The sequence below is a fragment of the Parahoeflea halophila genome (genome assembly GCF_900220985.1).
Classification (GTDB): Bacteria; Pseudomonadota; Alphaproteobacteria; order Rhizobiales; family Rhizobiaceae; genus Hoeflea; species Hoeflea halophila.
The window spans coordinates 760,705-785,804 of record NZ_OCPC01000001.1; the positions used below are offsets into that span (position 1 = coordinate 760,705).

The following is a 25,100-nucleotide window of genomic DNA, read 5'->3' on the forward strand; positions in this document are numbered from 1 at the left end:
TCAGCTACTCCATTGGCGCGCCGGCCATTGCGGCGACAAGATGGGCCGTGGTCGCATTATGCGACCTTAGCCACGTCAGCATTTCCCATTGACCGGTGTGCCTGCTTGATCTGGTCAAGCGTATCGAGGTTCTGGTTCACGCGGCAGTAGAATTCCTCGTCGATATAGGGCCGAAGCATGAAATCGTTGCCGCCGGCTTTGAGGAAGCGTGCCGACAGCAGCCGGTTGTCGGACGATGAGACCCCGATGATCCGCAACTCATGGCTGCCGCGGACGGACCGCAACCGCCGGGTAAGCTCGAAGCCATCCATGTCGGGCATGTTGTAATCGGTGATGACCAGACCGATCTCTGGCTTCGTCTTCAGGATCGTCAGTGCCTCGGCGCCGTTTTCAGCGGTACTCACATTGAAGTTGAAACGGTCGAGACGGGTGCGCAGAAGCGCCCGCGCTGTTGGACTGTCATCGACGATCAGCACGTGGTGCCTGTGGTTGGTCAGGAACCGGCAGACGGATTCCGCGAGCATGTCGATCGCCAGCACGCTGTCCTTGATCACATAGTCGACGATATCGCGCGCCAGAATGCCTTCGCGGGTCTTTTCGTGGAAAGTCCCGGTAAAGACGATGATCGGAATCGACAGACCCGCGAGATAGTTGAGCGCTTCGCCATTCTCTGCACCCGGCAGATTGATGTTCGAGATGGCCAGGGTGATCGGGCGGTCATCGTAGTCGAAGGCCAGTTGCAGCTCTTCGAATGTACGGCATATCTCGATATCGATATCGAAGCATTCCTTCAGCTTCTGTCCAATCATGGAAGTGAAGACATTAGAGTCCTCCGCCACGATTATGCGGCAATCACCAAGTGATCCCCCTGAATATTGCATTCCAGAAAGTCCGACAAACATGCATGCACCCCTTTGTGAGGGCAGGCTAATCACATCCGGATTGAGTTTCGGTTAACACTTAAGCCATCATTGTCCGTATTTCGGCTGCCTTGCCTCGGCCACGCAGCTGTTTTTTGCGTTTCATGCCAGTGGCGCATCGCTGCCTGTCTCATGCGGATGAATTCCGCATACAGACGACAACGCACAAGGCCATCTCTTGGTCCGGCGACCTGCGAACCGGACTGAGAGCGTTCTAAGGATCGTCAAACATCCACTGCCGTTGCTGCCAGATTTTCTCGCCGATCAGACAATTGTAACTGTTCGTTGATGCCCGCACGCGCGGCGCCGGCGCGGCCTGGGCCGGCACCACCTCAGCCTCGATGGCCGGCAGCCCGCCGATCTCCAGAATAAGTTTGCGCCGGATCGCTTCCGGGAACTGGTCCCAGCTCGTCACCGGCACCAGAAAACTGCCCGGACCGCCGATCACGCATTCGGCGTAGTAGACATCGAGGTCCGGTATGTTGAAACCGCCATCGAAACCATCGCTGGTCATCAGCGGCAGCCCGTTGATGACAATGTGCCTGTTCAGCGCCATCTCGCGCGCCTCCAGCACCGGCCGGCCCTGGTTGTTGGGTCCGTCCCCGGAAATATCGATCACCTTGCGAAAGCCGTCGAATGGCGCCTCGTCCAGCAGCTTGAGCGCATGCAGGATCGCTCCGGATATCGAGGTCCGATGCAGGCCGACCGGGCTGGTGTCGAGAACCGCTGCCGAAAGCGCTTCCGCATCCGTGGCGTTCTCCACCAGTGTCCAGTCAAACACCGCCCGGATCGAGCCGTTGCCCGCCCATTCAAACATTGTCACCGCGATGCGGCCATAGGCGCCCTGGCGGATGGCACGGACAACATCAGGATGGTTGAGTGCGGCGGCATAGCCTTCGCGCTGGATCGACAGTTCGCTTGGAGCCATCGAGCGCGACACGTCAACCGCCAGCACGAGAGCAACATCCACCGGCTCCTGCCCCCTCGCCTCAGACGCCAGGACGAGGGCCGCCACCATTGCCAGTACCTTGCAGAACCAATCCGCCATGCCGGGATGTTAGCATGGCGGATTCGCTGATCGAAACTCAATTTCAGGATCCCTTGATCTCCCGCCTCAGGCCGGCAAGGCGTCATCGCTGTACATGGAGGCGTATTCGGCCGACGGCGGAATTGGCCGGATCACGTCAATCAGGGTCCCGGAGGGATCGCGGGCGATGAAGTGGCGCTGTCCGAATGTTTCGTCACACAAGGGTTTTAGAATCATCCACCCTTCCGCCTGCGCGGTGGCATAGACCGCATCGACATCCTCCACTTCGAAATTCAGGATAACGCCGGATCCGGGCATGTCGCTTTCCGGGATCGTGGGGTGCCCCTGCTCCAGCACGGCCAGATTGATGTCCGGATCCGTCTTTGATCGCAAATGCACATACCAGTCCGACTCGAATGCCGGTTCGAATCCAAGCTTCCGGACATAGAAATCGCAGGTCTCACCTACCTTCTTGGTGATCAGAACGGGGTAGTAGCTGGTGGTCTTCATGGCTTGCGTCTCCTTTGAAACAAACATACAGTATGTATGACAGAATTAAACATACAGGCTGTTTGCATGAATATCAAGACACGAATGTCCAACCAGGACCGTTCCGACATGACCCGCAAGGCGCTCGTCAAGGCGGCGCGCGAATTGTTCATTGAGAAGGGCTATGGGGAAGCAGGCACGCCCGAGCTTGTCAGGGCGGCAGGCGTCACCCGCGGCGCGCTCTATCATCATTTCGAGGACAAGCAGGCGCTGTTCCGTGCCGTGGCCGAAAACGAACTGGCCGAAGTCGCCAAGCTGATAGAGCGCTCCGCCACGACGGCTTCGACCACCATGCAGGCGCTCGAAAGCGGCACGCGCGCCTATCTCGACGCCATGCAGGCATCTGGACGGGCGCATCTCCTGCTCGTCGAAGGCCCCGCGGCTTTGGGTGTTCAAACCATGAAGCAGCTCAACAGCGACAGCGCCGCTCATACCCTGCGCGACGGCTTGGCCGCAGCGATGGCCGCGGGTGAAATCCCGCAACTGCCGCTGGATGCCCTGACAGCCATCCTTGATGCCGCCTTCGACCGGGCGGCACTCGAAATGGCGCAAGGAGCTTCCCGCACCGACATCGAAACAGCGCTGTCAGCGCTGTTTCGCGGGCTTGCTGCTGCAAAATAGCTCCGGCGCGCGCTGCGCGGTTCGGCAGCCCAGCCACTCACGCCTCACCCGGCACGGGCGAGGCCGCATCAACTCCGCGGTTTGAGGTTCTCCGGATCATAGAGCGGCGTATAGCCGACGGCCGCGACTTCAACCGGATAGGTCTCGCTGAAATACTCTACGGTGAGCTTGCGCCCCACCTGGCAGTAATCCCAGGGCAGATAGGCCAGCGCGATATTCTTGCCGATGGTCGGCCCATAGGCAATCGACGTGGTGTAGGACCGCCGTCCGAGCTCGTCGACCAGCGTCTCGCCGGTTTCGGGATCCATTACCGGCAGGATTCCGACCGGATAACGGGCGACGCCCCGGGCGTCGACATTCTCCGTCATCACCAGCGTGCACAGCATCGCCGGCTGGTGCTCCCGCGCCTTGTATTCGAGATGCTTGGCCTTGCCGCGGAAATCGGCTTCCTTGACCTTCGGCCGTGCAAGATCCGCTTCAATCAGGTTGTACTGGGTCAGAAGATCGGCGTTCTGCAGCCGCAGGCTCTTCTCCATGCGCCGCGAATTCGCATAGGTCTCCACGCCCACAGGCGTGACCCCTGTCGAGCGCAGCGCATCCCAGACGGCCAGGCCGTCCTCAAACTTCATGTGCAGCTCCCAGCCCTGCTCGCCGACATAGGAGAGCCGGAACGCGGACACCGTCCTGCCGGCGATCTCGATCGGCTTGATCGCGGCAAAGGCGAAGTTCTCAACATCCAGCCCCGCCGGATCGGCGACGATCTTTTTCAGGGTGTCACGTGCGTTCGGGCCCCAGATACCGATGGTCGTGTAATCCTCGCTGACATCGGTGATCGTGACGTCGTAGCCTTTGTCCTCGGCCACGCGGCGCATGTAGTGGAAATCCCGCGGTCCAGCATCAGCACCGTTGATCAAGCGGCAGCGGTCAGCCATGCGGATCACGGTGAAATCGGCGCGCACCATGCCCTCGTCATCAAGGAAGTGGGTGTAGATACCCTTGCCAATCATGGTGTCACCGCCGATTTTGGCAGCGCAAAGCCACTCCATCATCGCGACGTGATCCGGCCCTTCGATGTCGACCATATGAAAATGCGACAGGTTGATGATGCCGCAGTCTTCACTCAGTTGCAGATGCTCGGCATTCGACACGCGCCAGAAATGGCGGTTGTCCCATTCGTTTTCGCGCAGCGGAACCCGGTCACCGAATTTCTCCAGCAGATGTGCGTTCGAAGCATAGCCATGCGCCCGCTCCCAGCCGCCCAGCTCCATGAAATGACCGCCGAGCTCGACTTCGCGTTCGTGGAACGGCGAGCGCTTGACGCCACGCCCGGAGGCATAGGGTTCGCGGGGATGGATGGCCGGGAAATAGATTTTCTGCGCCGCTTCGCGGCAGCGCCCCTCGATGAACGCCTCGGTCATCTGGTGCGGGTAGAACCGCGCATAGTCGATCGGGTTGTGATCGATCTCGGTGCGGCCATCCGTCATCCAGTCGGCAATCAGCTTGCCGTAGCCTGGTCCGTCCTTGACCCAGATGGCGACGCAGTACCACAGCCCGCGCACCTTCTGGCTTTCGCCACAAGAAGGGCCGCCGGCGGCAGAGACCTGCAACAGCCCGTTGAAGGAATGACTTTCATTGTAGCCGAGTTCGCCCAGGATCGGTGTCAGCTCCATGGCGCGTTCCAGCGGCTCGATGATCTGCTCCATGTCGAGATCGCGCTGCGAGGGCGACAGCCGGGCCTCCTTCTTCTCCAGAATGTCGCGCGGATGGCAAAGCCGCGGCTCATCAGTCTCGTAATAACCCCACTCGATCTGACCGCCCTCGGCGGTTGTCGGATCGCCGGTATCGCGCATATAGGCCGAATTGCCCTGGTCGCGCATCAGCGGCCAGCCGATATCCTTGCCGGTGCCTTCGAATTCCTTGTACGGGCCAAAGAAGGTCAGCGGGTGATCGACCGGCATCACCGGCAGGTCCTCGCCAACCATCTCGGCAATCTGGCGGCCCCAGATACCCGCGCAAACCACGACGCGATCCGCCATGATCGTGCCGCGATGGGTGACAACTCCCTTGATGCGGCCATTCTCAACGATCAGCGATTGCGCCGGGGTGTTGGCGAAGACGCGCAGCTTGCCGGTCTTTTCCGCTGCATCAACCAGCTTTCCGGCAACTGTTTGCGAACGCGGAATGACAAGGCCGGCATCCGGGTCCCACAGGGCGCCTGCCACCATCTCTTGCTCGACAAGCGGGAATTTCTCCTTGACCTCCTCCGGGCCGATGAAGCTGGCGCGCGTGCCAAAGGCCTTGCCTGAGGAAATCTTTCGCTTGACCTCCTCCATCCAGGCATCATCACCGGCGCGGACAATCTCGAGCCCGCCAATGCGGGCGTAGTGGCCCATCTTCTCGAAGAAATCGATCGAGTACTGCGTCGTCCATACCGAGAGATAGTCGTGCGAAGTGGTGTAGCAGAAGTCCGAGGCATGCGCTGTCGAGCCGATATCGGTTGGAACGCCGGACTTGTCGATTCCGACGATGTCGTCCCACCCGCGCTCGATGAGGTGATGCGCTATGGAGGCGCCGACAATGCCTCCCACGCCGATGATGACGACCTTTGCCTGTTTCGGGAACTCTGCCATTGTCTCAACCCTGATTGCGCTTTGGCAGAATTTAGAATCTGCCGCCGCAAAACCAGAGCCTGTCTACGACATTATCACCGTGCTGGACGACCAGCGTCATTTGGAGCAGCGCTGCCGCGGCCGCTGATGGCCAGCCGGCCGGGTACGCAGACACATGTTTCTGTCCATCACAAGCCAATGGACGGAAAATCAGCATCATGCGACACGAATCGACGCGCCGGCCATCCCGAGGATGCCCGGCGCAAGCGGTTCAGATCGCAATTGTCACTTGATGACGGCAGAGCCGTTGACAATGGTGATCGTCTCGCTCCCGCTCAGCGTTTCGCGATCGCCCGACGGCATGGTGACGAAACACCCGGCCGGGCAAAAACTGACCGTGGCGCCGGCATCAACGATCAGTTCAATCTTGTCGCTGCCTTCGGTGACGATCAGGATCTGGGACTCCTGATCCTGGTTGGTGACGCTGGCCGCGTGTGCTCCGGCGAGCATCAGGGAACTCATTGCGAGTGCAAAAACAACTGTCTTCATCGCGTTTCGGCGCTTGGGTCGCCGCTCCATGTTGCAAGGGCCGGGCCGCCATTGGCCCGATTTGGATCGAGATATAGCGTCTGCAAACTGAATGCAGTCTGAACGGATCCGGATCACTTGTCACCGTCCCCGGCACCACCACCATCATCCATCGAATCCTGCACCGCCTTGCCTGGCTTGGCACGCCGGGTGCGCTTGCGGGGTGCGGGCGTTTTCACCTCCGCGTCTTTCAGGAGGCTGGCTTTCGAGCCGGTAATCTTTTCCCGGATAGCTGCAACCATGTCGTCATCATCGCCGAACTTGATATTCAGGTCACGCTGCGGGAACGGGATTTCGATGCCCTCTTCCTTCAGCCGCTCGAAGATCTGCAGGCGCAAGTCGGTGCGCACCGACAGGCCGTTAAGCACATCGGCGATATGCGCCTTGACCTCGAAATCGAGAGAGGAATCGCCAAAGCCTACAAAGTGCACCGACGGCTCGGGATAATTGAGAACAAGTTCGTGGCCGCGGGTGATTTCACCCAGGATCTCGATCACCTTGCGCGGATCAGCATCGTAACTCACCCCAACCGGCACGTCGACGCGACCAAGTGAGTTGCGGTGGTTCCAGTTGCCGACCGGCGAATTAATAAGCTCCGAATTCGGCACGATGATTGACTGGCGGCTGAAAGTCTCGATCTCGGTCGCCCGAACCGAGATCTTTTTCACAAATCCCTCGGTCGAGCCTGTGACCACCCAGTCGCCCACCTTGAACGGACGCTCGGCGAGCAGGATCAGGCCCGAGACGAAGTTGCTGACGATGTTCTGAAGCCCGAAGCCGATTCCGAGCGACAGCGCGCCGGCGACGAGGGCGAGGCTCGACAGATCGATGCCTGCCGCCGAAATGCCGATCAGCCCGGCGATGGCCACGCCGAGATAGCCGACCCCGGTCTTGATCGAATTGCGCACCCCGGCGTCCATCCGCCCGCGCGACATCACGCTGCCGTCGAGCCAGCGCTGGAACCAGCGGGTCACCACCAGCCCGACCAGAAACAACAGAATTCCGAAGAAGATGCCGACGATAGAAATGGTAATGCCGCCGATGCGGATCTCTGTCAGGAAGCGGTAGAACCAGATCTCGATATCCTGGATCTGAAAGCCCCATGACAGCAGGATCAGAGGCACGCCAAACAGCAGCACCGCCAGAATGATCAGCAGCCCGGCACCTAGGCCCGAACGGTCAAGCGCATCGTTCCCGAGCTCAAAGCGGCCTTCGATGCGCCGGCCGATGGCCGTGTGGGCAAAGGCGCCGGGTTCCGAAATAGCCCTGCCGGAGAGATACCCGATATACATCGTCGTCAGTACCGCACCAGTCACCACGATCTGCGTCGCGGCGAACCGGGCAAAGCCGACATAGCCCAGTGCAACGGTCGCCAGCAGGCCGAGACCGGCAGCCACGAGCGTTACCGAAATGAACCGGGGCCAGGGCTCCCCCGGATCGGCAGGATCACCGGAAGCCGCAACCATCGGCTTGCCCATCGCCATGCCGATCAGGATCAGCGCGATCAGCACCACCGCGATGATCCCCTTGAACACCGTCACCACCACCGGAGATCCCAGCGACTGGCTCACCTGGTCGCCGACAAAATCAAGCCCGTTTACAATCACCATGGCCAGCACCAGCAAATAGAGCATGCGTGCACCGCCATTGGAGACATTGACCAGCCGCCAGGCAGCCATCCGCGGCGCCAGTATCGCGCGCGCCAGCTTGGCGACGAAGAAGATCGCGACCAGGGTCATCAGCGCGCTGATAATGACCGGCTCCACATCCGCACGCAAAATCGAGAAGCTCTGGGCCAGCACGAAAACCGTCACTGCGAGCACTGTCATTGCCGCCGTCGGGATCACCGTCGACCAGAATGCAACCGACAGCCGGCTTGTATAGGGTGGATCCTCCGCCTCAGGGTCCCGCTCGATAAGTCCGCCAAACAAGCGGTAGGCACCGGACATGAACACCAGCGCCGCCAGAAGCGAAAAGAACAGCCAGCCGAGCAATGCCTGCGATTTGAAGGCTAACACGAAATTGACCCACGACCCGAAGGTACGGACCATATCGCCTGCTTCGTCGCCCACCGTGCTGATCGCCTGCGAGAGCATCGCCGGCCCGATCTCGGTTTTCTTGAACAACGTCTTGGTGAACAGCTCTCGCCGGGCTTCGGTAATCCGGTCACCAAGCTGGCTGGCTGACACCGAGACCGCTTCCGCCCTGCCTGTCATTGCGTTGATCTTGGCGCGCTCCGCGGCCAGCCGGCTTCTTTCGGCGGACACCAGTTCCGGCTCTTCCGGCTCCCCTTCGGCGGGAACCGGACCCAACTGGTCGATCCGTGCCTTGATTTCGGTCAGCCTGGGGCGCAGCGACACGCCGATGTCGAGCATGCTTCGCGCCAGTGCCTCGGCATCCAGCTTCAGATCCACCAGAGAAGTGTCATTGCCCGAATTGTCTTCGACCTCGGTCGACAATTGCTCAATCCTGGATTCTGCCTTCGACAGTTCCTCTTCGGCCGCCACGATCGCCGGCGAGACCACCGGCTCGGCAGCTGAAGCCGCGGGGGCTGCCGGAGCTGGAGCCTCGGGAACGGACTGAGTATCGCTGGTCGTCGGCGGGCTCTCGGTTTGCGGGACACTCTCGGGAGCAATCGTCTGCCCTTTGCCGGATTCGACAGGAGAAACCAGCACGAGCGCGGCGACAACCGCCGCTTTCAACCAATCAAAACGCATCAGAACCTTGTCCAGTTAGATCTTCTCGCATCATCCATAACAGTCCGGCGATGCTTCTCAAACGCTATCGGACGCAGAGCGCCATCAGGGTCAGCGGCACCATGGCCCGCTCACAGCCAGGGAAACGCTCAGAACCCGGCACCCGGCTTGGCGAGATAGGCCTTTTCTTCCGCCGTCGAGGCCCGCCCGAGGATCGGATTGCGATGCGGAAACCGGCCATATCGCGCGATGATGTCATGGTGCTGATTGGCATAGTCGAGATAATTGGCATTTCCCAGCGCCTCGAACAGCGCCACGCTGCGCTCCTGTTCGGCAATGTTTTCCGCGTGTTCGAACGGCATGTAGAAGAAGACCCGCCGGTCTTCGGCCACCGCCTTGTCCGCACCCATCGCCAGAGCGGCCTTGGCCTCTTTCAGCGCCAGCCCATCGGTGGCGAAAGCCAGCGGCGAGCCGCGATAGATGTTGCGCGGGAACTGGTCGAACACGATGATCAATGCCAGACGTGCCTCCGGCGTCGCCCGCCATTCGTCGCTGACCCCGCGTGACAGCGCGAGATGCAGATCGGAAAACCGGCTGGTGATGCTGGCATCGATCTCATCACTCTTGACGAACCAGTCCTTCGGCGTGAGCTCGTTGAACCAGAAATTCAGAACTGTGTCGGGAGTCTCGGCCATGGAAATTCCTGTTCTGTGTGCTGCGTTCATATGTGGCAGAAAAGCTGCGCATGCAAGGTCACCCAAACCGCGCCGAATTGCTACCCGGCAAATTTGCGGGCTCTCAACCTGCGGGGTCAGGCCGCATCTGCTTCGCCTGTCAGCCGGACCAGGCTCACGCCATCAGCCACCTGCGCACCTGTGCTCACCAGCACCTCGGCCACCACGCCATCGCGTGGCGCCGCCAGTGTCATTTCCATTTTCATGGCTTCCATGATCACCATCGGATCACCGGATTTCACCTCCTGACCTTCGCTCACCAGCACCTGCTTGACGATGCCCGGCATCATCGAGATCACCTGATCTCCTCCCGCAGCCAGATCGTCGGCACGCGCGCCGCTCGGCTTGCCGAAGCGGTAGGTCAGGCCTTCATGAAACACCGCCACTTCCGTGCCGTTCTGCACCAGCCTGCAGCGCTTGCTGATCCCCTTCGCAGCGAAGCTCCAGTCGTCGCCCTTTCGCCGTACCGCCTCAAGACGCGTCCCTTCGGCAGCAAGCCCCTCGCCAGCCATGCGCCAGTCCGAGGCCGCCTCCCGCTCTACCGTGAAGCTGCGGTTTTGCCCGTCGATCTCCAGCGTCACCGAGCGCTTGGGCGCGCCCCAGATCTCGAACGGCCCGATCGACGATACCGAGGCGGGAAATTCCGTGCCGGATCCGACCATGCCGTAGGCCGCCAGCACCGCCAGCGCGGTGATCACCTCCGGCGCCGTCACGCGCTCGGTCAGGCTGGCGATATTGCGGTCGATCAGTGCAGTGTCGAGACGGCCGGAGGCAAAATCCGCGTCGCGGCAAAGCCGGGTCAGGAAAGCCGCGTTGGTCACGGTTCCGGCAATCTCGGTGCGGCCGAGCGCGCCGGCCAGCTTGCCCAGCGCTTCGGCGCGCGTTGTGCCGTGCGCGATCACCTTGGCAATCATCGGATCGTAGAACGGCGTGATCTCGTCACCGGCCCTCACCCCGGCGTCCACCCGGATGTCGCCCTCCGGAAACTGCAAATGCAGCAACCGCCCGACGGCGGGAAGGAAACCCTTTTCCGCATCCTCGGCATAGATCCGCGCTTCCACCGCATGGCCGTTGATCGAAAGCTGATCCTGGCTGAGCGGCAGCGTCTCGCCACCGGCCACGCGGATCTGCCACTCGACCAGATCGAGCCCGGTAATCAGCTCTGTCACCGGATGCTCGACCTGCAGCCGGGTGTTCATTTCCATGAACCAGAACTTGTCGGCCGAGAGCCCGTCGCTGGCATCGACGATGAATTCGACCGTGCCGGCACCGGAGTAACCGATGGCCTTGGCGGCCTGCACCGCTGCGGCTCCCATCGCTTCGCGCATGTCTTCAGGCATGTCAGGCGCCGGCGCTTCCTCGATCACCTTCTGGTGCCGCCGCTGCGCCGAACAGTCGCGCTCGAACAGATGCACCACATTGCCGTGACTGTCGCCAAACACCTGGATTTCGATGTGCCGCGGGGTGGCGACATATTTTTCCACCAGCACCCGGTCATCGCCGAACGCGGCCTTTGCCTCGCGCCGCGCCGAAGACAGGGCTGCCGGAAAATCCGCCTGGTTGTCGACCTTGCGCATGCCCTTGCCGCCGCCGCCGGCGCGCGCCTTGATCAGCACCGGAAAGCCGATTTCATTGGCTTTTCCTGCCAGCACCACCAGCTCCTGCGCCTCACCGTGATAGCCCGGCACCACCGGTACCCCTGCCTTTTCCATCAGCGCCTTGGCCGCATCCTTCAGCCCCATCGCCCGGATCGCCTTGGCCGACGGCCCGATGAAGATCAGCCCGGCGTTCTCGACCTTGTCCACAAAATCCGGATTCTCCGAGAGGAAGCCATAACCGGGATGGATCGCGTCCGACCCGGTGCGCTTGGCTGCATCGAGAATGGCGTCGACCTTGAGATAGCTCTCGGATGCCTGCGCCGGTCCGATCAGCACCGCCTCGTCGGCCATCTCGACATGCAGCGCGTGTGCATCGGCTTCCGAATAGACTGCCACCGTGGCAATGCCCATTTTCCGCGCCGTGCGAATGATCCGGCAAGCAATCTCGCCCCGGTTGGCGATGAGGATTTTGGTGATTTTCGTCATTGCGTCTTGTCTCCCGCAAAATCCTCGACAACTTCAAACCGCTCGTAGAGCAGGGTTACATTCGGATCGAATCCGCCATTGCGCCCGAGATAGGCGGCATATCCTCGCCGCCAGTCATCGAGATCCACGAACTCGCCCTGTGGCGGGACACGCCCCGGATCCATCTCCGAATAGGCGATCTTCTCGAGGCTCAGCGTCCGCACTGCCATCGCGGCCCTCTCATTCCAGTCAAGCACGATGTCGATCCGGCCAACCTCGGGATAGGACCCCGGATTATCCTCGAACTCGTCGAGCGTCGCGCAAGTCGCTGTCTTGCGGCCCGAGCGCATCAGCTCGATGATCTCACTGTTCAGCGCCTCGCTGTCGCCGGGCCGGTAGCTGACCGCGCCTGGATAGCGCTTCATGACCTGGTCAAGTGATGGGTCCATGTTGCTTCGCCTCACATCCTGAACACACCGAATTTCGTGTCCTCCACCGGCGCATTCAGTGCCGCCGACAGGCTCAGCGCCAATATCTCACGTGACTTCAGCGGGTTGATGATGCCATCGTCCCAGAGCCGTGCAGAAGCATAAAGCGGGTGTGACTGCCGCTCGAACATCTCGATGGTCGGGCGCTTGAACTCGGCTTCGTCCGCGGCCGACCATTCCCCGCCCTTGCGCTCGATGGCATCGCGCCTGACGGTGGCGAGTACGCCCGCTGCCTGCTCGCCGCCCATCACTGAAATCCTGCTGTTGGGCCAGGTCCACAGGAAGCGTGGGCCATAGGCCCGGCCACACATGCCGTAATTGCCCGCACCGAAGGAGCCGCCGACGATCATGGTGATCTTCGGCACCTGTGTTGTCGCCACCGCGGTGACCATCTTGGCGCCGTCCTTGGCAATACCGCCGGCCTCGTATTTCTGGCCCACCATGAAGCCGGTGATATTTTGCAGGAAAACGAGCGGAATCTTGCGCTGTGAGCACAGCTCGATGAAATGCGCTGCCTTCACGGCACTTTCGGAAAACAGCACGCCGTTGTTGGCAACGATCCCCACCGGCATGCCCATCACATGGGCGAAGCCACAGACGATGGTGGTGCCATAGCGCGCCTTGAACTCGTCAAACCGCGAGCCGTCGACGATGCGGGCAATCACCTCGCGGATGTCATAGGGCTGACGCGTGTCGGCGGGAATGATGCCGGCAATCTCGGCCGGATCATAAAGCGGATCTTCCGGCGCCTGCACATTCATCTGGCCGAACCCGGCCTGCCCGCTTCCATTGAGATTGGCGACTGCCTGCCGTGCCAGTTCAAGCGCGTGGGCATCATTGTCCGCAAGGTGATCGGCCACGCCCGAAAGCCGCGTGTGCACATCGCCGCCGCCCAGATCCTCTGCACTCACCACCTCGCCGGTGGCGGCCTTGACCAGCGGCGGACCGGCCAGAAAGATCGTGCCCTGATCGCGAACTATGATGGTCTCGTCGCTCATCGCCGGCACATAGGCGCCGCCGGCCGTGCACGAGCCCATCACCACGGCGATCTGCGATATGCCCTTGGCGCTCATGTTTGCCTGGTTGAAGAAGATCCGTCCGAAATGGTCCCGGTCGGGAAACACCTCATCCTGGTTGGGCAGGTTGGCACCGCCTGAATCCACCAGGTAGACACAGGGCAGATTGTTCTCGAGCGCGATTTCCTGCGCCCGCAAATGCTTCTTCACCGTCAGCGGATAATAGGTTCCGCCCTTCACCGTGGCGTCGTTGCAGACCACCATCACATCGCGGCCCTTGACCTTGCCGACGCCGGCAATCACGCCAGCGGAAGCGATATCGCCGCCATAAAGCCCGTGTGCGGCAAAGCGCCCGATTTCGAGAAACGGCGAATCCGGGTCCAGCAAGGTCGCAACCCGGTCGCGCGGCAGCAGTTTCCCGCGCCCGACATGGCGCTCGCGCGACGCCTCCGGCCCGCCCTGCCCGTGCATGGCGGCAGCCTCGGCCACCTCATCGATCTGCGCTTGCATCTTCGCAGCATTGTCCCGGAACGCCTGCGAACCGGTGGAGATCTTGGATTGGATGATGGTCATGTTTTCTTCCCCGGCTGCTGATTGGTCAACGCCTCGGTTTGCGTATCCGACACGCTTTCGATTTCCCGTTCAAGGAAATAGCTGATCACGGATCGGATGAGAACGAGACCGCCAAGGAACACAAGCCCGTCAAGCTGGAGAGTGATCGCGGTATGTATGACATCGGAGACGATGAGCAACTCGAGCCCGGCGAGAATGTAGCTGCCGAGCTCGCGGCGCGCGGTGTTCACGTTCAACAGCCGCCGGTCGCTTGATCCGGCGACTTCGGCATGGATCATCTTCACCGTGAACCGCACCGCACCAATCAGCAGCACTGCGATGGACAGGATGTCAATCGCTCCCGCGACCACTTCCAGCCAACCCGTTATAACACCAAACGCGCCTTCGGTTTCGGTGGTACCGCTCATGCCGTCTCCGCCATCATCTCGCGTCCGATCAGCATGCGGCGCACTTCCGATGTGCCGGCACCGATCTCGTAGAGCTTGGCGTCGCGCAACAGCCGGCCGGTCGGATACTCGTTTATATAGCCGTTGCCGCCGAGCGCCTGGATCGCTTCCAGCGCCACCTGCGTGGCCTTTTCGGCCGAATAGAGAATGCAGCCTGCGGCATCCTTGCGCGTGGTCTCACCCCGGTCGCAGGCCGCAGCAACCGCATAGACATAGGCGCGGCAGGCATTCATCGTCGTGTACATGTCGGCAAGTTTGCCCTGCATCAGCTGGAAATTGCCGATCTTCTCGCCGAACTGTGTGCGCTCGTGGCAATAAGGCACCACCACGTCCATCGCCGCCGCCATGATCCCCAGCGGCCCGCCCGAAAGCACCACGCGCTCGTAATCGAGCCCGGACATCAGGATCTGCACCCCCTGCCCTTCCTCGCCCAGCACATTGTCGAACGGCACTTCGCAATTCTCGAACACCAGCTCGCAGGTATTGGAGCCGCGCATGCCGAGCTTGTCGAGCTTCTGCGCGGTCGAGAATCCGGCCATCTCCTTTTCGATCAGAAACGCGGTAATGCCGCGCGATTTGGCCTCCGGGTCGGTCTTGGCATAGACCACCAGCGTGTTGGCGTCGGGCCCGTTGGTGATCCACATCTTGTTGCCGTTGAGCACGTAGCGGTCGTTGCGTTTCTCCGCCCGCAGCTTCATCGACACCACGTCCGAGCCCGAGCCCGGCTCGCTCATTGCCAGCGCGCCGACATTCTCGCCCGAGCAGAGTTTCGGCAGATATTTCTGCTTCTGTTCCTCGTTGCCCCAACGGTTGATCTGGTTGACGCAGAGATTGGAATGGGCGCCGTAGGATAGCCCGATCGAGGCCGAAGCGCGGCTGATTTCTTCCATCGCCACGGTGTGCGCCAGATAGCCCATGCCCGTGCCGCCGAAATCGGGATCGGCGGTCATTCCGAGCAGCCCGAGTTCGCCCATCTCCTGCCACAGATGCATCGGAAACCGGTTTTCCCGGTCGGTTTCCTCGGCCACCGGCGCGATGCGATCGGCGGCAAAGCGGGACACTGTTTCCCTGAGCGCGTCGATGTCTTCGCCCAGTCCGAAATTCATGCTTGCAGAGAACATTTCAGTCTTCCTTCTTCTGTCCCACCAGCCGCGCCACCAGGCGGACATAGAGCGCCTCGATTTCATCGAGCGACAGGCGCCCGTTGCCGCGAAACCAGGTGGTCATGCCGTTGAGCATGGCTATGATCGCCATTGTGGTGACCTGCGGGTCGATGATGTCAAACGAGCCGTCGCTTGCGCCCTTCTCCAGGATGGCGCGCGGAAAACTCTCATATTTGCGCCGCAGCGCCTCGATGGCGCTGAAATTCTCGCCCTCGAGACTGCGCAGCTCCATGTAGGAAATGAACACCTCGCGCGATCTTGTGAGGTGGTAGCGGATGTGAAACCGGACGAAGTTCTCAAGCGCCGCAGGCGGTGCGAGGTCAGGCTTCTCGGCCTCTTCCCAGGAGCTCAGCAGCGTCTCCATGTGGACCTGCAGCAGATCATTGAGCAGATCCTGCTTGGTCGGAAAATGATTGTAGATCGCCCCCGCCTGCACGCCGGTTTCCGCCGCAATCGCCCGCATCGACACCGCCGCATATCCGGAACGGGCAAACAGTTCGAGCGCCGCATTGCGCAGCTTCTCTGCCGTTTCAGCCCCGTTTGATCCCGCCCGTCGCGCCATGGCTCACACAATTAAATGAACGTTCGTTTATTTTATCGTCTTTCGCGTTGTCCTGCAAGTCTTCAACGAACCCGCCGTGGCAGGCCTAATTTGGTATTTGCCTCCGGGGTCTTTGCCCTGCTCAGGCCAGCCAGCGCTTGCGCCGCTTGTAGTGCTTGACATTCTTGAACGAACGCCGCCCTTCACCGCCGACGCCGAGGTAGAATTCCTTGACGTCCTCGTTTTCCCGCAGGTCCTTGGCCACGCCATCCATCACGATGCGGCCCGATTCCATGATGTAGCCATAGGTCGCATAGCGCAACGCGATGTTCGTGTTCTGCTCGGCCAGCAGGAACGACACGCCCTCCTGGTCGTTGAGCTTCTTGATGATCTCGAAGATCTCTTCCTGCAGCTGCGGCGCCAGTCCCATCGACGGCTCGTCGAGCAGGATCATCTTCGGCCGGCTCATCAGCGCCCGGCCGATCGCCGTCATCTGCTGCTCACCGCCGGACGTGTAACCCGCAAGGCTCGACCGGCGCTCCCTCAACCGCGGGAAATAGTCATAGACCATCTCGATGTCGCGCTTGATCGCCGCATTGCCGTCGCGCCGAGTGAAGGCACCGGTCAGCAGGTTCTCCTCGACGGTGAGATGGCCGAAGCAATGCCGGCCCTCCATCACCTGGATGCAGCCGCGCCGCACCAGCTCATTGGCCGTCTGCGCCTCGATGCGCGCGCCTTCGAATTCGATCGATCCCTTGGTCACCTCGCCGCGCTCCGAGCGCAGCAGGTTGGAGATCGCTTTCAGGGTCGTCGATTTGCCCGCGCCGTTGGCGCCCAGCAAAGCCACGATGCCGCCCTCCGGCACCACCAGAGACACCCCCTTGAGCACCAGGATCACGTGATCGTAGATCACCTCGATATTGTTCACCGCCAGAATGTTTTTCTGTGTCGACGCATCGGTTGCTGCGGAAGTGGACATTAAATTGGACCCTCTCCGGTCAGGGATAAATGTCAGAGGCAGGAGCCTGCCGCGCGGCCCATGCGTTCGCGCGGCAGGCTGTTTCAGCGCTTAGTTCAGGCAGGGTTCAGTCCGCTCGGGCCAAGGCGCGTTGCTCGCGGCATACTCTTCGGCAGCCTTCTCAAGCAGCGGCTTGACCATCTCGACATCCGGCGAGAACCAGTCGCCCGACTTCTGCCAGTCCTTGCCGTCCCACTCGACCACATAGACCTTGTGGTGACCGGAATGGTCCTCGCACGACAGCTTCATGGGCAGGGCGAAGCCTTCCATGCCCATTTCCTTGAGACGATCCTCGGTGATGTCGAGGTTCTCAAGGCCGTTGCGCATGTCGGTCGCGTCGATCACGGTCTTGCCGGTCAGTTCCTGCGCCTTGCGGATACCTTCGGCAATCAGCATCGAGTTGTAGACGCCGCGATTGTAGAGGTTGTCGGCGAACTTGGCCGGGTCGACCTCGCTCTTGCCGGCATCGACGACATACTTCTTGATGTCCTGGATCGCACCGAAGTCTGATCCTACGCCATGGAAGTTGAGCGTCCGGTAGCCCTTGGCTGCATCGCCGCCGGCTGCCGCGTCGTCATTGCCGCCCGACCACCACACGCCGTAGAACTTGTCCATCGGGTAGCGGATCTTGGTGGCTTCCTTGACGGCTGTCGGGCTCATGGCGCCCCAGCCCCACATGATCATGTAGTCGGGCCGGTCGCGCCGGATGTTGAGCCATTGCGACGACTGGTTCTGCATTTCCTTGCCGGCAACCGGATACTGCATCAGCTCGAAACCGAGATCGCTGGACAACTGCTCAAGCAGCGGAATGGCTTCACGGCCATAGCCTGCATCGAGGAAGATATAACCGATCTTCTTGCCCTTGAGGTTTTCTTCACCGCCTTCACGGCGCGCGATATCGACGATGATGGCCGAAGCCCCGTCCCAGTAGGTGTCCGGCGGATTGAATACCCACGGGAAGGTGTTGCCTTCCGCCGCGGCAGAAAGGCCGTAGGCCATAGACAGAACCGGGATCTTGTCGACCGAAGCCTTCGGGATCACCTGCAGCGTGATGCCGGTCGAGTACGGGCTGATGACCAGCGCGCCGTCGTTCTTGACCTGCTCGTAGCACTCGACGCCCTTCTGGGTGTCGTAGCCGGTTTCGCACTCGGTGATCCGGATCTTGACGCCGTTGATGCCGCCGTCGCGCTCGTTGAGCATGGTCAGGTAGTCATGCATGCCGTTGGCAATCGGGATACCGGAGCCGGCATAGGGGCCGGTGCGGTAGCTGAACAGCGGCACGTGCAGCTCGTCGGCGGCGAAGGCCGGCAGTGCCGCGCCCGCCAAAGTGCCGGCCAAGACGGTTCCGGCAATCAGACATTTCAGTCGCATTGTATTCCTCCCATTAGGCGCGGATTCCGCACCAGTACGGAGACCCAATTCCTCCCGACATCCTTGGTCCGGACGGGTCCCGTGCCCGGACTATGTCGTTTATGGAACCTCTCCCGGACACCTCCTCAGACGTCCCGGAAAGCACCAGTTGGTCAGCCGTATGGAAACGGCCAGACACGCAGTTTCTCTTTGCCGAGCGACCAGAGCCGTGCCAGGCCATGCGGTTCGACAATGAGAAAAAAGATGATCAGCGCGCCCACGATCATGGTCGCGATGTGAAACACGGTCTCGGCCCCGACACCGATTCCCACCGCCGGCAGCCCCGCACGCAGCACGATCGGCAGCCCCCAGATGAAGGCCGCGCCGAAGAACGAGCCGACGAGGCTGCCCAATCCGCCCAGGATCACCATGAACAGGATCTGGAACGACAGCGTGATCGAGAACGCCGAAGGTTCGGCCGCACCGAGATAGAAGAAGATGAACATCGCCCCGGCGACGCCGCAGAGATAGGATGACACGGCGAAGGCCGACAGCTTCGCGGTCAGCGGCCTGACCCCCATCAGCTCGGCCGCGATATCCATGTCGCGGATCATCATCCACTGCCGGCCGATCCGTCCACGCACGATGTTCTTCACTGCCAGTGTCACCACCACGACGATCGCCAGCACGATGAAATACTGCGTCATCGGTGCAGCCGAGGGGCCGGTCAGCACGATGTCGCCGAAACCGCGCCGCTCCGGCACTTCGATCGCACCCGATGCGTTGTAGTTGTAGAGCCACGGAATGCGGATGAAGCACCACTCGAGAAAGAACTGCGCCGCAAGCGTCGTCACGGCCAGGTAAAGCCCCTTGATCCTGAGCGACGGCAGGCCGAACAGCACGCCGATCCCGGCCGAGAACAGCCCCGAAATCATGACCAGGATGACAATGTTGGTATCGGGGAAGATCGTTGTCAGCTTGTAGCAGCTATAGGCGCCCACGCCCATGAAGGCGCCGGTGCCAAGCGACAGCTGGCCTGCATAGCCCGTCAGGATGTTGAGCCCGATCGCCGCCAGCGCCAGGATCAGGAACGGCGTCATGATGGCGTTGAGGAAGAAATCGCTGACAAGGAACGGGATCGCCAGCGCGACAATGAGGAGGATCGCCATGCCGATGCGGTCTTCCCGGATCGGAAAGATTGCCTGGTCAGCTGTGTAACTGGTCTTGTACTGGCCGGATTCGCGGTACAGCATTATTCGTCTCCCCAGACATTCCCGCTCGATGGCAGCACGTGCGAATTCGGGCCGGTCACCCGGAACCGGTGCCCCGTCGGCGCTTCCATGATCACCGAATGGTCCACCACTGTGATCTTCTTGCCGCCGAGTTCCTCGATGCGGCGAATTTCGGCGGCCAGATTGTCGGTCTCGATGTCGAAATGGATACGCGCTTCGTCCTGAACCGCCTCGATCACCAGAGACACGCCCTTGTCGGCGGCCAGAATGGTAGCCCTGCGACCATCATCATCCACATGCGACGGCTGACCCAGAAGTTGCGACCAGAACCCGGCAGCATGTTCGATATGGTCGGTGTGGCAATCGACGACGATGGCTGAAAGTCTGCTCTTGTGCATCGCTTACACCCTTTCGATAATGCGTTCGCCGAACAGGCCCTGCGGCCTGAACAGCAGGAAGATCAACGCTATCATGTAGGCGAGCCAGCTTTCGATGCCGCCACCCACCAGCGGCCCCCAGTATATCTCGCCGATCTTCTCGCCGATACCGATGATCAACCCGCCGACGATGGCACCCGGAATTGAGGTGAAACCGCCGAGGATCAGCACCGGCAGCGCCTTGAACGCGATGATCTCGAGTGCGAACGACACATCCGAGCGTGCACCCCACATGATGCCGGTGGTCAGCGCCACGATGCCGGCGGCAAACCAGACGATAGCCCAGATCTGATTGAGCGAAATGCCCACAGACAGCGCTGCCTGATGATCATCGGCCACCGCGCGCAACGCCCGGCCGATCCTGGTCTTGTTGAAGAACACCGCTAGTGCACCGACCATGATGATGGCGATCACTGCCGCCGCAATGTCGATATGCTGCAGGATCAGAAGCCCGCCATCGCCGATCTCGAGCGCCGTCGATCCGGTCGGCAGCCCCAGCTCCTGGGTGATCATCTGCTTGGGTTCGCCGCCGAACACGAACTCGCCGAACCCGACCAGGAAATAGGTCAGGCCGATGGTCGACATCAAGAGGATGATATCGGGTTGGTTGACCAGCGGCCGCATCACGAAACGCTCGACGGCCAGGGCCAGAACGCCCATCACGCCGATGGTCAGGATCAGCGCCAGATAGGCTGGCACGCCCTTTTCGTGCAGGCCGACCAGCGTCAGGCCGGCAAACACCACCATGATCCCCTGCGCGAAGTTGAACACGCCCGACGCCTTGAAGATCAGCACGAAGCCGAGCGCGATCAGCGCGTAGAGGACACCGGCGACAAAGCCTTCCCACAGCACCTGCAGGAAGAAGTCCGGCAGCTCCACCATCTGCACGAACGGATCGACGAGAATTGAGTACAGCATATCCATCAGTGCGACACTCCCAGATAGGCGTCGATGACGTCCTGGTTGTTCTTTACCTCGTCCGGCGGGCCATCGCCGATCTTGCGGCCGTAATCGAGCACCACCACACGGTCGGAGATATCCATCACCACGCCCATGTCGTGCTCGATCAGCGCGATCGTCGTTCCCATCTGGCTGTTCACATCCAGAATGAAGCGGCTCATGTCTTCTTTTTCTTCCAGGTTCATGCCCGCCATGGGTTCGTCGAGCAGCAGCAGGTCCGGCTCCATCGCCAGCGCCCGGCCGAGCTCGACCCGCTTTTGCAGCCCGTAGGGCAGCTTGCCGACCGGCGTCTTGCGGATGTGCTGGATTTCGAGAAAGTCGATGATTTCCTCGACCTTGAGCCGGTGCTCGATTTCCTCGTTGCGCGCCGGCCCGACATTGAGCACCTGCCAGAAGAAGTTCCGGTTCATCTTCAGCGTCCGGCCGGACATGATGTTGTCGAGCGTTGACATGCCCTTGAACAAGGCCACGTTCTGGAACGTGCGCGCAATGCCCGAGGCCGCTGCCTCGTAGGGGCGCATGCGCGAACGGGCCTCGCCGCGGAACGTGATCACTCCTTCCTGCGGATGGTAGAAGCCGTTTATCACATTGAGCATCGAGGTCTTGCCAGCGCCGTTTGGGCCGATAATGGCACGGATTTCGCCCTTGCGGATATCAAACGAGATATCCGCAATCGCCTTCACCCCGCCAAACGATAGCGACACGTTCTCGACATTGAGCATGACGTCGCCGGGGTTCAGACCGTCATCCTCGGCATGAAGCTCGACATGTTGGACTCGCGCGTTCATTCGGCAGCCTCCGGCATTGCGTTTGAGACCGGCTGCACTTTTGCATCCGCCACTTTCACCGTCGCGCGGATAATGCCCTTGCGGCCGTCCTCGAAGGTCATTTCCGTCTCGATGTATTTCTCCGGCGAGCCGTCATACAACGCCTCGATCAGCGGCCCGTATCGTTCCGCCAGGAAGCTGCGCCGCACCTTCTGCGTCCGGGTCAACTCGCCGTCATCGGCGTCGAGCTCCTTGTGCAGCACGAGGAAGCGCTTGATCTGGGCGCCCGCCATCATCGGTTCTGCCGCCAGATCACGGTTAACCTGGTTGATGTGATTGGTCATCATCTCGTAGACCTGCGGCAGGCCGGCCAGCTCCTGGTAGGAGCCGTAGGAAATGTTGTTGCGCTCGGCCCAGTTGCCCACCGCCGTCAGGTCGATGTTGAGAAACACCGCAACGAAATCCCGTCCATCACCAAAGGCCACAGCCTCCTTGATGTTGGGGAAGAACTTCAGCTTGTTCTCGATGTATTTCGGCGCATAGAGCGCACCCGTGGTCAGCTTGCCGACATCCTTCGCCCGGTCGATGATCTTGAGGTGACCCTGGGCATCGAAGATCCCCGCGTCGCCGGTCATCACCCAGCCATCCGGCGTCATGGTTTCGCGGGTCTTTTCCTCGTCTCCGTAGTAACCGGCAAACATGCCGGGCGAGCGGAACTGCACCTCGCCATTGTCGGCGATGCGGATTTCGACATCGGGAGCCGCCGGCCCCACCGTGTCGGGACGCACGTCGCCGTCCTTCTGTGCGGTCACATACAGGAACGCCTCGGTCTGCCCGTAAAGCTGTTTGAGATTGATCCCCAGCGAGCGGAAGAACGAAAACAGGTCCGGCCCGATCGCCTCACCGGCAGTATAGGCGGTGCGGATCCGCGTGAATCCGAGCACGTTGCGCAGCGGTCCGTAGATCAGCTTGTCACCAATCCAGTAGGAAATGCGCCCCGACAGCGGAACCGGACGGCCTTCGAGGATCTTCTCGCCATAGGCCTTGGCCACGCCGAGATAGTGGGTAAACAGCCATTTCTTCCAGGAACTGGCGTCTTCCATACGGATCATCACGCTGGTCAGCAGGCCTTCGAACACGCGCGGCGGCGCGAAATAGAAACTCGGACCGATCTCGCGCAGGTTCTGCGCGACCGTCTCGGGACTTTCGGGACAGCTCATGCACAGCCCGGCGACATAGCCTTGCGCGTAGTTCAGATAATGATCGCCGACCCAGGCCAGCGGCAGATAGGCAAGCACCTCGTCCTGTTCGGTCATGTTGTCGAACTTGGCAGTGTCCTCGGCAGCCTTGACCGAGGCCGCAGCCGTCAGCATCACGCCCTTGGAGCGCCCGGTGGTGCCTGACGTGTAGAGTATGGCAGAGGTTTCCGTGCCGTCCGAGGCCCGGATACCCGCTTCCCAGTCAGAAATCGCGGAAGTGTTGGCCGCGGCGATCTCGCGGCCCCTCTGCTGGATGTCGCTGAAATCATGCAGGTGATCGCGCTCGTAGTCGCGCAGTCCGCGCGGCTCGTCGAAAATGATCTCGCTGAGGCCCGGAATATCGGTGGCAACCGACTGGATCTTGTCGACCTGCTCCTGGTCCTGAACAACGGCAAACCGCACACCGGCATGGTGCAGCACATAGGCCATCTCTTCGGCAACGGAATCGGCATAGACCGGCACCGGGATCGCCTTGAGCGATTGCGCCGCACAGAACGCCCAGTAGAGCCGCGGGCGGTTCGAGCCGACAATGGCAATGCGCTCGCCTTCAGCAAGACCCATCGCCTTGAGACCGAGCGCGAAGTCGCGAATCTCGTCGCGCTGCTCGGCCCAGCTCCACGTCTGCCAGATCCCGTAATCCTTGATCCGCATCGCCGGCCGCGATGCAAAACGCTTGGCGTTCAGCAGCAGATACTGCGGAAACGTCACCGGCTTGCCGCCGGCGGTTACGCCTGTGGCTTCCATCCTCCACTCTCCTCCCTGTCCGGACCGGCTCCCACCTTGCCCGGGCGCATGGCTCTCACCCCATGCTGTTGGTCGTTCCCACTGACCATAATGCTACCGGCTGATCCCGGTAGCGTCTGTTCCTGAACCGGCAGCTGTCCTCTCAGCCGCCGCTCCTGTGCGCATCAATTAAATGAACGCTCGTTTACCTTATTCGCCTCCGCCACCGTTGCAAGTCATACTTTGGTGACAGGTCACCCTTGTCCCTTGATCATCTGCAACCGGTCGACCAGAGCCGCCACGCCAAAGCGGATCGGATCTGTTGCCGGCACGCCGTATTCCCTCTCCAGATCCGCAAGCAGTGCCTTGGCCTCCGCCTCGCCGAGCTTCTGCGTGTTGACGGCAATCCCGGTGCAGGTGATCTCCGGATTGGTCAGCCGTCCGCAGGCAATGGTCATGTCGATCACCTGCTGGATGCTGGGCAGGGCGTGTTTGACCCCGCGCATATTGGTGCGCGTCGGTTCGTGACAGACGATGAAGGCATCGGCCTGTGCGCCATGCAGCAGACCCAGCGAGACGCCCGCGAAGCTTGGATGGAACAGCGATCCCTGCCCTTCGACCAGGTCCCAGTGCCCCGGGTCCGCCGCCGGCGCGATCCATTCCACTGCGCCCGAGATGAAATCCGCTGCCACCGCGTCGATCGCGGCACCTCTGCCGGAAATGAACACCCCGGTCTGGCCTGTGGCACGGAAATCCGCATCCATGCCGCGTGCCCGCATTTCACGTTCCAGCGCAAGTGCTGTGTATTTCTTGCCCACGGAGCAGTCGGTGCCCACAGTGAGGCAGCGCAGGCCCGGACGCTTGGTGCCCTTGCCGGTGTCGAAGCGATGATCGGAAAACCGCACGTCGTGCAACCTGGCACCGCTGCGCTCCGCCGCAGCCCGGATCTCCGGTATCGACGCCAACCGGGTGTGCAGACCGGTCGCCACGTCAAGCCCGGCATCAAGCGCGGCCACAATGGACGAGACCCAGTGCGCAGGCAGTACGCCGCCGGCATTGACCGCGCCGACGACCATGGTCTTGACACCCTGCGCCACCGCCGCTTCGATGCTCAGATCCGGGATATTTGCATCCGCCTGACAGCCTTCCAGCCGCAATTGGCCGATGCACCATTCGGGACGCCAGTCGACAATCCCGAGACCGGTTTTTGCCGCCAGCGCGTCAGGCACATCACCGAGAAAAATCAGATAGGGCGGATTGATGACCATTGCATACTCCGGACAGGGAAATAGGTTTCAAACAACCACTGTCCTGCCCCAT

Annotated in this window: 22 protein-coding genes; 1 reads left to right on the forward strand and 21 read right to left on the reverse strand. The window is 61.3% G+C overall.

The window, feature by feature from the left end; genetic code table 11:
• Positions 1-56: 56 nt before the first annotated feature.
• The 3 genes from CRO46_RS03675 to CRO46_RS03685 all read right to left on the reverse strand — a co-directional run bounded on the left by CRO46_RS03675 (position 57) and on the right by CRO46_RS03685 (position 2,457).
• The gene (locus tag CRO46_RS03675; RefSeq protein ID WP_179758937.1) at positions 57-881 is read right to left on the reverse strand and encodes a response regulator; all 825 of its coding nucleotides are present in this window, start codon (positions 879-881) and stop codon (positions 57-59) included.
• Between the two features lie 253 nt (positions 882-1,134).
• Complete coding sequence (locus CRO46_RS03680) at positions 1,135-1,968, reverse strand: DUF1194 domain-containing protein (protein ID WP_097105165.1); 834 nt, start codon at positions 1,966-1,968, stop codon at positions 1,135-1,137.
• Positions 1,969-2,034: 66 nt separating this feature from the next.
• Positions 2,035-2,457, reverse strand: coding sequence for a VOC family protein (locus tag CRO46_RS03685; RefSeq protein ID WP_097105167.1), 423 nt, complete (start codon positions 2,455-2,457; stop codon positions 2,035-2,037).
• Between the two features lie 66 nt (positions 2,458-2,523).
• Between CRO46_RS03685 and CRO46_RS03690 the strand changes: the two genes are divergently transcribed.
• Entirely contained in the window at positions 2,524-3,117 is a 594-nt protein-coding gene (locus tag CRO46_RS03690) for a TetR/AcrR family transcriptional regulator (protein WP_097105169.1), read from the forward strand.
• Between the two features lie 68 nt (positions 3,118-3,185).
• Here the strand turns inward: CRO46_RS03690 and CRO46_RS03695 are convergent, their stop codons facing one another.
• The 18 genes from CRO46_RS03695 to dgcN form a co-directional block, all read right to left on the reverse strand.
• The gene (locus CRO46_RS03695) at positions 3,186-5,747 is read right to left on the reverse strand and encodes a GcvT family protein (protein ID WP_097105170.1); all 2,562 of its coding nucleotides are present in this window, start codon (positions 5,745-5,747) and stop codon (positions 3,186-3,188) included.
• Between the two features lie 264 nt (positions 5,748-6,011).
• A complete protein-coding gene (locus CRO46_RS03700; RefSeq protein WP_097105172.1) occupies positions 6,012-6,275 on the reverse strand; it encodes a hypothetical protein in 264 nt (87 codons plus the stop codon).
• Between the two features lie 113 nt (positions 6,276-6,388).
• Entirely contained in the window at positions 6,389-9,031 is a 2,643-nt protein-coding gene (locus CRO46_RS03705; protein ID WP_097105173.1) for a mechanosensitive ion channel family protein, read from the reverse strand.
• 128 nt (positions 9,032-9,159) lie between these two features.
• Positions 9,160-9,705 (reverse strand): DUF924 family protein, encoded by a 546-nt coding sequence (locus tag CRO46_RS03710; RefSeq protein WP_097105174.1) that lies wholly within the window; start codon positions 9,703-9,705, stop codon positions 9,160-9,162.
• 116 nt (positions 9,706-9,821) lie between these two features.
• Positions 9,822-11,828 (reverse strand): acetyl/propionyl/methylcrotonyl-CoA carboxylase subunit alpha, encoded by a 2,007-nt coding sequence (locus tag CRO46_RS03715; protein WP_097105176.1) that lies wholly within the window; start codon positions 11,826-11,828, stop codon positions 9,822-9,824.
• A complete protein-coding gene (locus CRO46_RS03720; protein ID WP_097105178.1) occupies positions 11,825-12,256 on the reverse strand; it encodes an ASCH domain-containing protein in 432 nt (143 codons plus the stop codon). Before CRO46_RS03720 ends, CRO46_RS03715 begins: the two co-directional genes overlap by 4 nt.
• A gap of 11 nt (positions 12,257-12,267) precedes the next feature.
• Positions 12,268-13,884 (reverse strand): carboxyl transferase domain-containing protein, encoded by a 1,617-nt coding sequence (locus CRO46_RS03725; protein ID WP_097105179.1) that lies wholly within the window; start codon positions 13,882-13,884, stop codon positions 12,268-12,270.
• Positions 13,881-14,291, reverse strand: coding sequence for a DUF1622 domain-containing protein (locus tag CRO46_RS03730; protein ID WP_097105180.1), 411 nt, complete (start codon positions 14,289-14,291; stop codon positions 13,881-13,883). The genes CRO46_RS03725 and CRO46_RS03730 overlap by 4 nt, the downstream gene beginning before the upstream one ends.
• Positions 14,288-15,451: an isovaleryl-CoA dehydrogenase gene (locus CRO46_RS03735; protein ID WP_097105182.1), complete on the reverse strand. Its 1,164-nt coding sequence runs from the start codon at positions 15,449-15,451 to the stop codon at positions 14,288-14,290. The genes CRO46_RS03730 and CRO46_RS03735 overlap by 4 nt, the downstream gene beginning before the upstream one ends.
• A gap of 1 nt (position 15,452) precedes the next feature.
• The gene (locus tag CRO46_RS03740; RefSeq protein WP_097105184.1) at positions 15,453-16,055 is read right to left on the reverse strand and encodes a TetR/AcrR family transcriptional regulator; all 603 of its coding nucleotides are present in this window, start codon (positions 16,053-16,055) and stop codon (positions 15,453-15,455) included.
• A gap of 121 nt (positions 16,056-16,176) precedes the next feature.
• On the reverse strand, positions 16,177-17,013 hold the full coding sequence (locus CRO46_RS03745; RefSeq protein ID WP_097105185.1) for an ABC transporter ATP-binding protein: 837 nt from the start codon (positions 17,011-17,013) through the stop codon (positions 16,177-16,179).
• A gap of 90 nt (positions 17,014-17,103) precedes the next feature.
• The gene (locus CRO46_RS03750; RefSeq protein WP_097105187.1) at positions 17,104-18,423 is read right to left on the reverse strand and encodes an ABC transporter substrate-binding protein; all 1,320 of its coding nucleotides are present in this window, start codon (positions 18,421-18,423) and stop codon (positions 17,104-17,106) included.
• A 152-nt stretch (positions 18,424-18,575) separates the two neighbouring features.
• The gene (locus tag CRO46_RS03755) at positions 18,576-19,655 is read right to left on the reverse strand and encodes a branched-chain amino acid ABC transporter permease (protein ID WP_097105188.1); all 1,080 of its coding nucleotides are present in this window, start codon (positions 19,653-19,655) and stop codon (positions 18,576-18,578) included.
• A complete protein-coding gene (locus CRO46_RS03760) occupies positions 19,655-20,032 on the reverse strand; it encodes a VOC family protein (protein WP_097105190.1) in 378 nt (125 codons plus the stop codon). The genes CRO46_RS03755 and CRO46_RS03760 overlap by 1 nt, the downstream gene beginning before the upstream one ends.
• Positions 20,033-20,035: 3 nt before the next feature.
• The gene (locus tag CRO46_RS03765) at positions 20,036-20,995 is read right to left on the reverse strand and encodes a branched-chain amino acid ABC transporter permease (RefSeq protein ID WP_210421474.1); all 960 of its coding nucleotides are present in this window, start codon (positions 20,993-20,995) and stop codon (positions 20,036-20,038) included.
• A complete protein-coding gene (locus tag CRO46_RS03770; protein ID WP_097105191.1) occupies positions 20,995-21,819 on the reverse strand; it encodes an ABC transporter ATP-binding protein in 825 nt (274 codons plus the stop codon). The genes CRO46_RS03765 and CRO46_RS03770 overlap by 1 nt, the downstream gene beginning before the upstream one ends.
• Positions 21,816-23,801, reverse strand: coding sequence for an AMP-binding protein (locus tag CRO46_RS03775; RefSeq protein WP_097105192.1), 1,986 nt, complete (start codon positions 23,799-23,801; stop codon positions 21,816-21,818). Before CRO46_RS03775 ends, CRO46_RS03770 begins: the two co-directional genes overlap by 4 nt.
• A gap of 233 nt (positions 23,802-24,034) precedes the next feature.
• Positions 24,035-25,048: an N-acetyltransferase DgcN gene (gene dgcN, locus CRO46_RS03780; RefSeq protein WP_097105194.1), complete on the reverse strand. Its 1,014-nt coding sequence runs from the start codon at positions 25,046-25,048 to the stop codon at positions 24,035-24,037.
• Between the last annotated feature and the right edge of the window lie 52 nt (positions 25,049-25,100).

What these genes read in the sequence shown, in the direction of transcription:
- CRO46_RS03675 (WP_179758937.1), bottom strand. Translation starts at nt 881, where the DNA reads ATGCAATATTCAGGGGGATCACTTGGTGATTGCCGCATAATCGTGGCG.
- CRO46_RS03680 (WP_097105165.1), bottom strand. Translation starts at nt 1,968, where the DNA reads ATGGCGGATTGGTTCTGCAAGGTACTGGCAATGGTGGCGGCCCTCGTC.
- CRO46_RS03685 (WP_097105167.1), bottom strand. Translation starts at nt 2,457, where the DNA reads ATGAAGACCACCAGCTACTACCCCGTTCTGATCACCAAGAAGGTAGGT.
- CRO46_RS03690 (WP_097105169.1), top strand. Translation starts at nt 2,524, where the DNA reads ATGAATATCAAGACACGAATGTCCAACCAGGACCGTTCCGACATGACC.
- CRO46_RS03695 (WP_097105170.1), bottom strand. Translation starts at nt 5,747, where the DNA reads ATGGCAGAGTTCCCGAAACAGGCAAAGGTCGTCATCATCGGCGTGGGA.
- CRO46_RS03700 (WP_097105172.1), bottom strand. Translation starts at nt 6,275, where the DNA reads ATGAAGACAGTTGTTTTTGCACTCGCAATGAGTTCCCTGATGCTCGCC.
- CRO46_RS03705 (WP_097105173.1), bottom strand. Translation starts at nt 9,031, where the DNA reads ATGCGTTTTGATTGGTTGAAAGCGGCGGTTGTCGCCGCGCTCGTGCTG.
- CRO46_RS03710 (WP_097105174.1), bottom strand. Translation starts at nt 9,705, where the DNA reads ATGGCCGAGACTCCCGACACAGTTCTGAATTTCTGGTTCAACGAGCTC.
- CRO46_RS03715 (WP_097105176.1), bottom strand. Translation starts at nt 11,828, where the DNA reads ATGACGAAAATCACCAAAATCCTCATCGCCAACCGGGGCGAGATTGCT.
- CRO46_RS03720 (WP_097105178.1), bottom strand. Translation starts at nt 12,256, where the DNA reads ATGGACCCATCACTTGACCAGGTCATGAAGCGCTATCCAGGCGCGGTC.
- CRO46_RS03725 (WP_097105179.1), bottom strand. Translation starts at nt 13,884, where the DNA reads ATGACCATCATCCAATCCAAGATCTCCACCGGTTCGCAGGCGTTCCGG.
- CRO46_RS03730 (WP_097105180.1), bottom strand. Translation starts at nt 14,291, where the DNA reads ATGAGCGGTACCACCGAAACCGAAGGCGCGTTTGGTGTTATAACGGGT.
- CRO46_RS03735 (WP_097105182.1), bottom strand. Translation starts at nt 15,451, where the DNA reads ATGTTCTCTGCAAGCATGAATTTCGGACTGGGCGAAGACATCGACGCG.
- CRO46_RS03740 (WP_097105184.1), bottom strand. Translation starts at nt 16,055, where the DNA reads ATGGCGCGACGGGCGGGATCAAACGGGGCTGAAACGGCAGAGAAGCTG.
- CRO46_RS03745 (WP_097105185.1), bottom strand. Translation starts at nt 17,013, where the DNA reads ATGTCCACTTCCGCAGCAACCGATGCGTCGACACAGAAAAACATTCTG.
- CRO46_RS03750 (WP_097105187.1), bottom strand. Translation starts at nt 18,423, where the DNA reads ATGCGACTGAAATGTCTGATTGCCGGAACCGTCTTGGCCGGCACTTTG.
- CRO46_RS03755 (WP_097105188.1), bottom strand. Translation starts at nt 19,655, where the DNA reads ATGCTGTACCGCGAATCCGGCCAGTACAAGACCAGTTACACAGCTGAC.
- CRO46_RS03760 (WP_097105190.1), bottom strand. Translation starts at nt 20,032, where the DNA reads ATGCACAAGAGCAGACTTTCAGCCATCGTCGTCGATTGCCACACCGAC.
- CRO46_RS03765 (WP_210421474.1), bottom strand. Translation starts at nt 20,995, where the DNA reads ATGGATATGCTGTACTCAATTCTCGTCGATCCGTTCGTGCAGATGGTG.
- CRO46_RS03770 (WP_097105191.1), bottom strand. Translation starts at nt 21,819, where the DNA reads ATGAACGCGCGAGTCCAACATGTCGAGCTTCATGCCGAGGATGACGGT.
- CRO46_RS03775 (WP_097105192.1), bottom strand. Translation starts at nt 23,801, where the DNA reads ATGGAAGCCACAGGCGTAACCGCCGGCGGCAAGCCGGTGACGTTTCCG.
- dgcN (WP_097105194.1), bottom strand. Translation starts at nt 25,048, where the DNA reads ATGGTCATCAATCCGCCCTATCTGATTTTTCTCGGTGATGTGCCTGAC.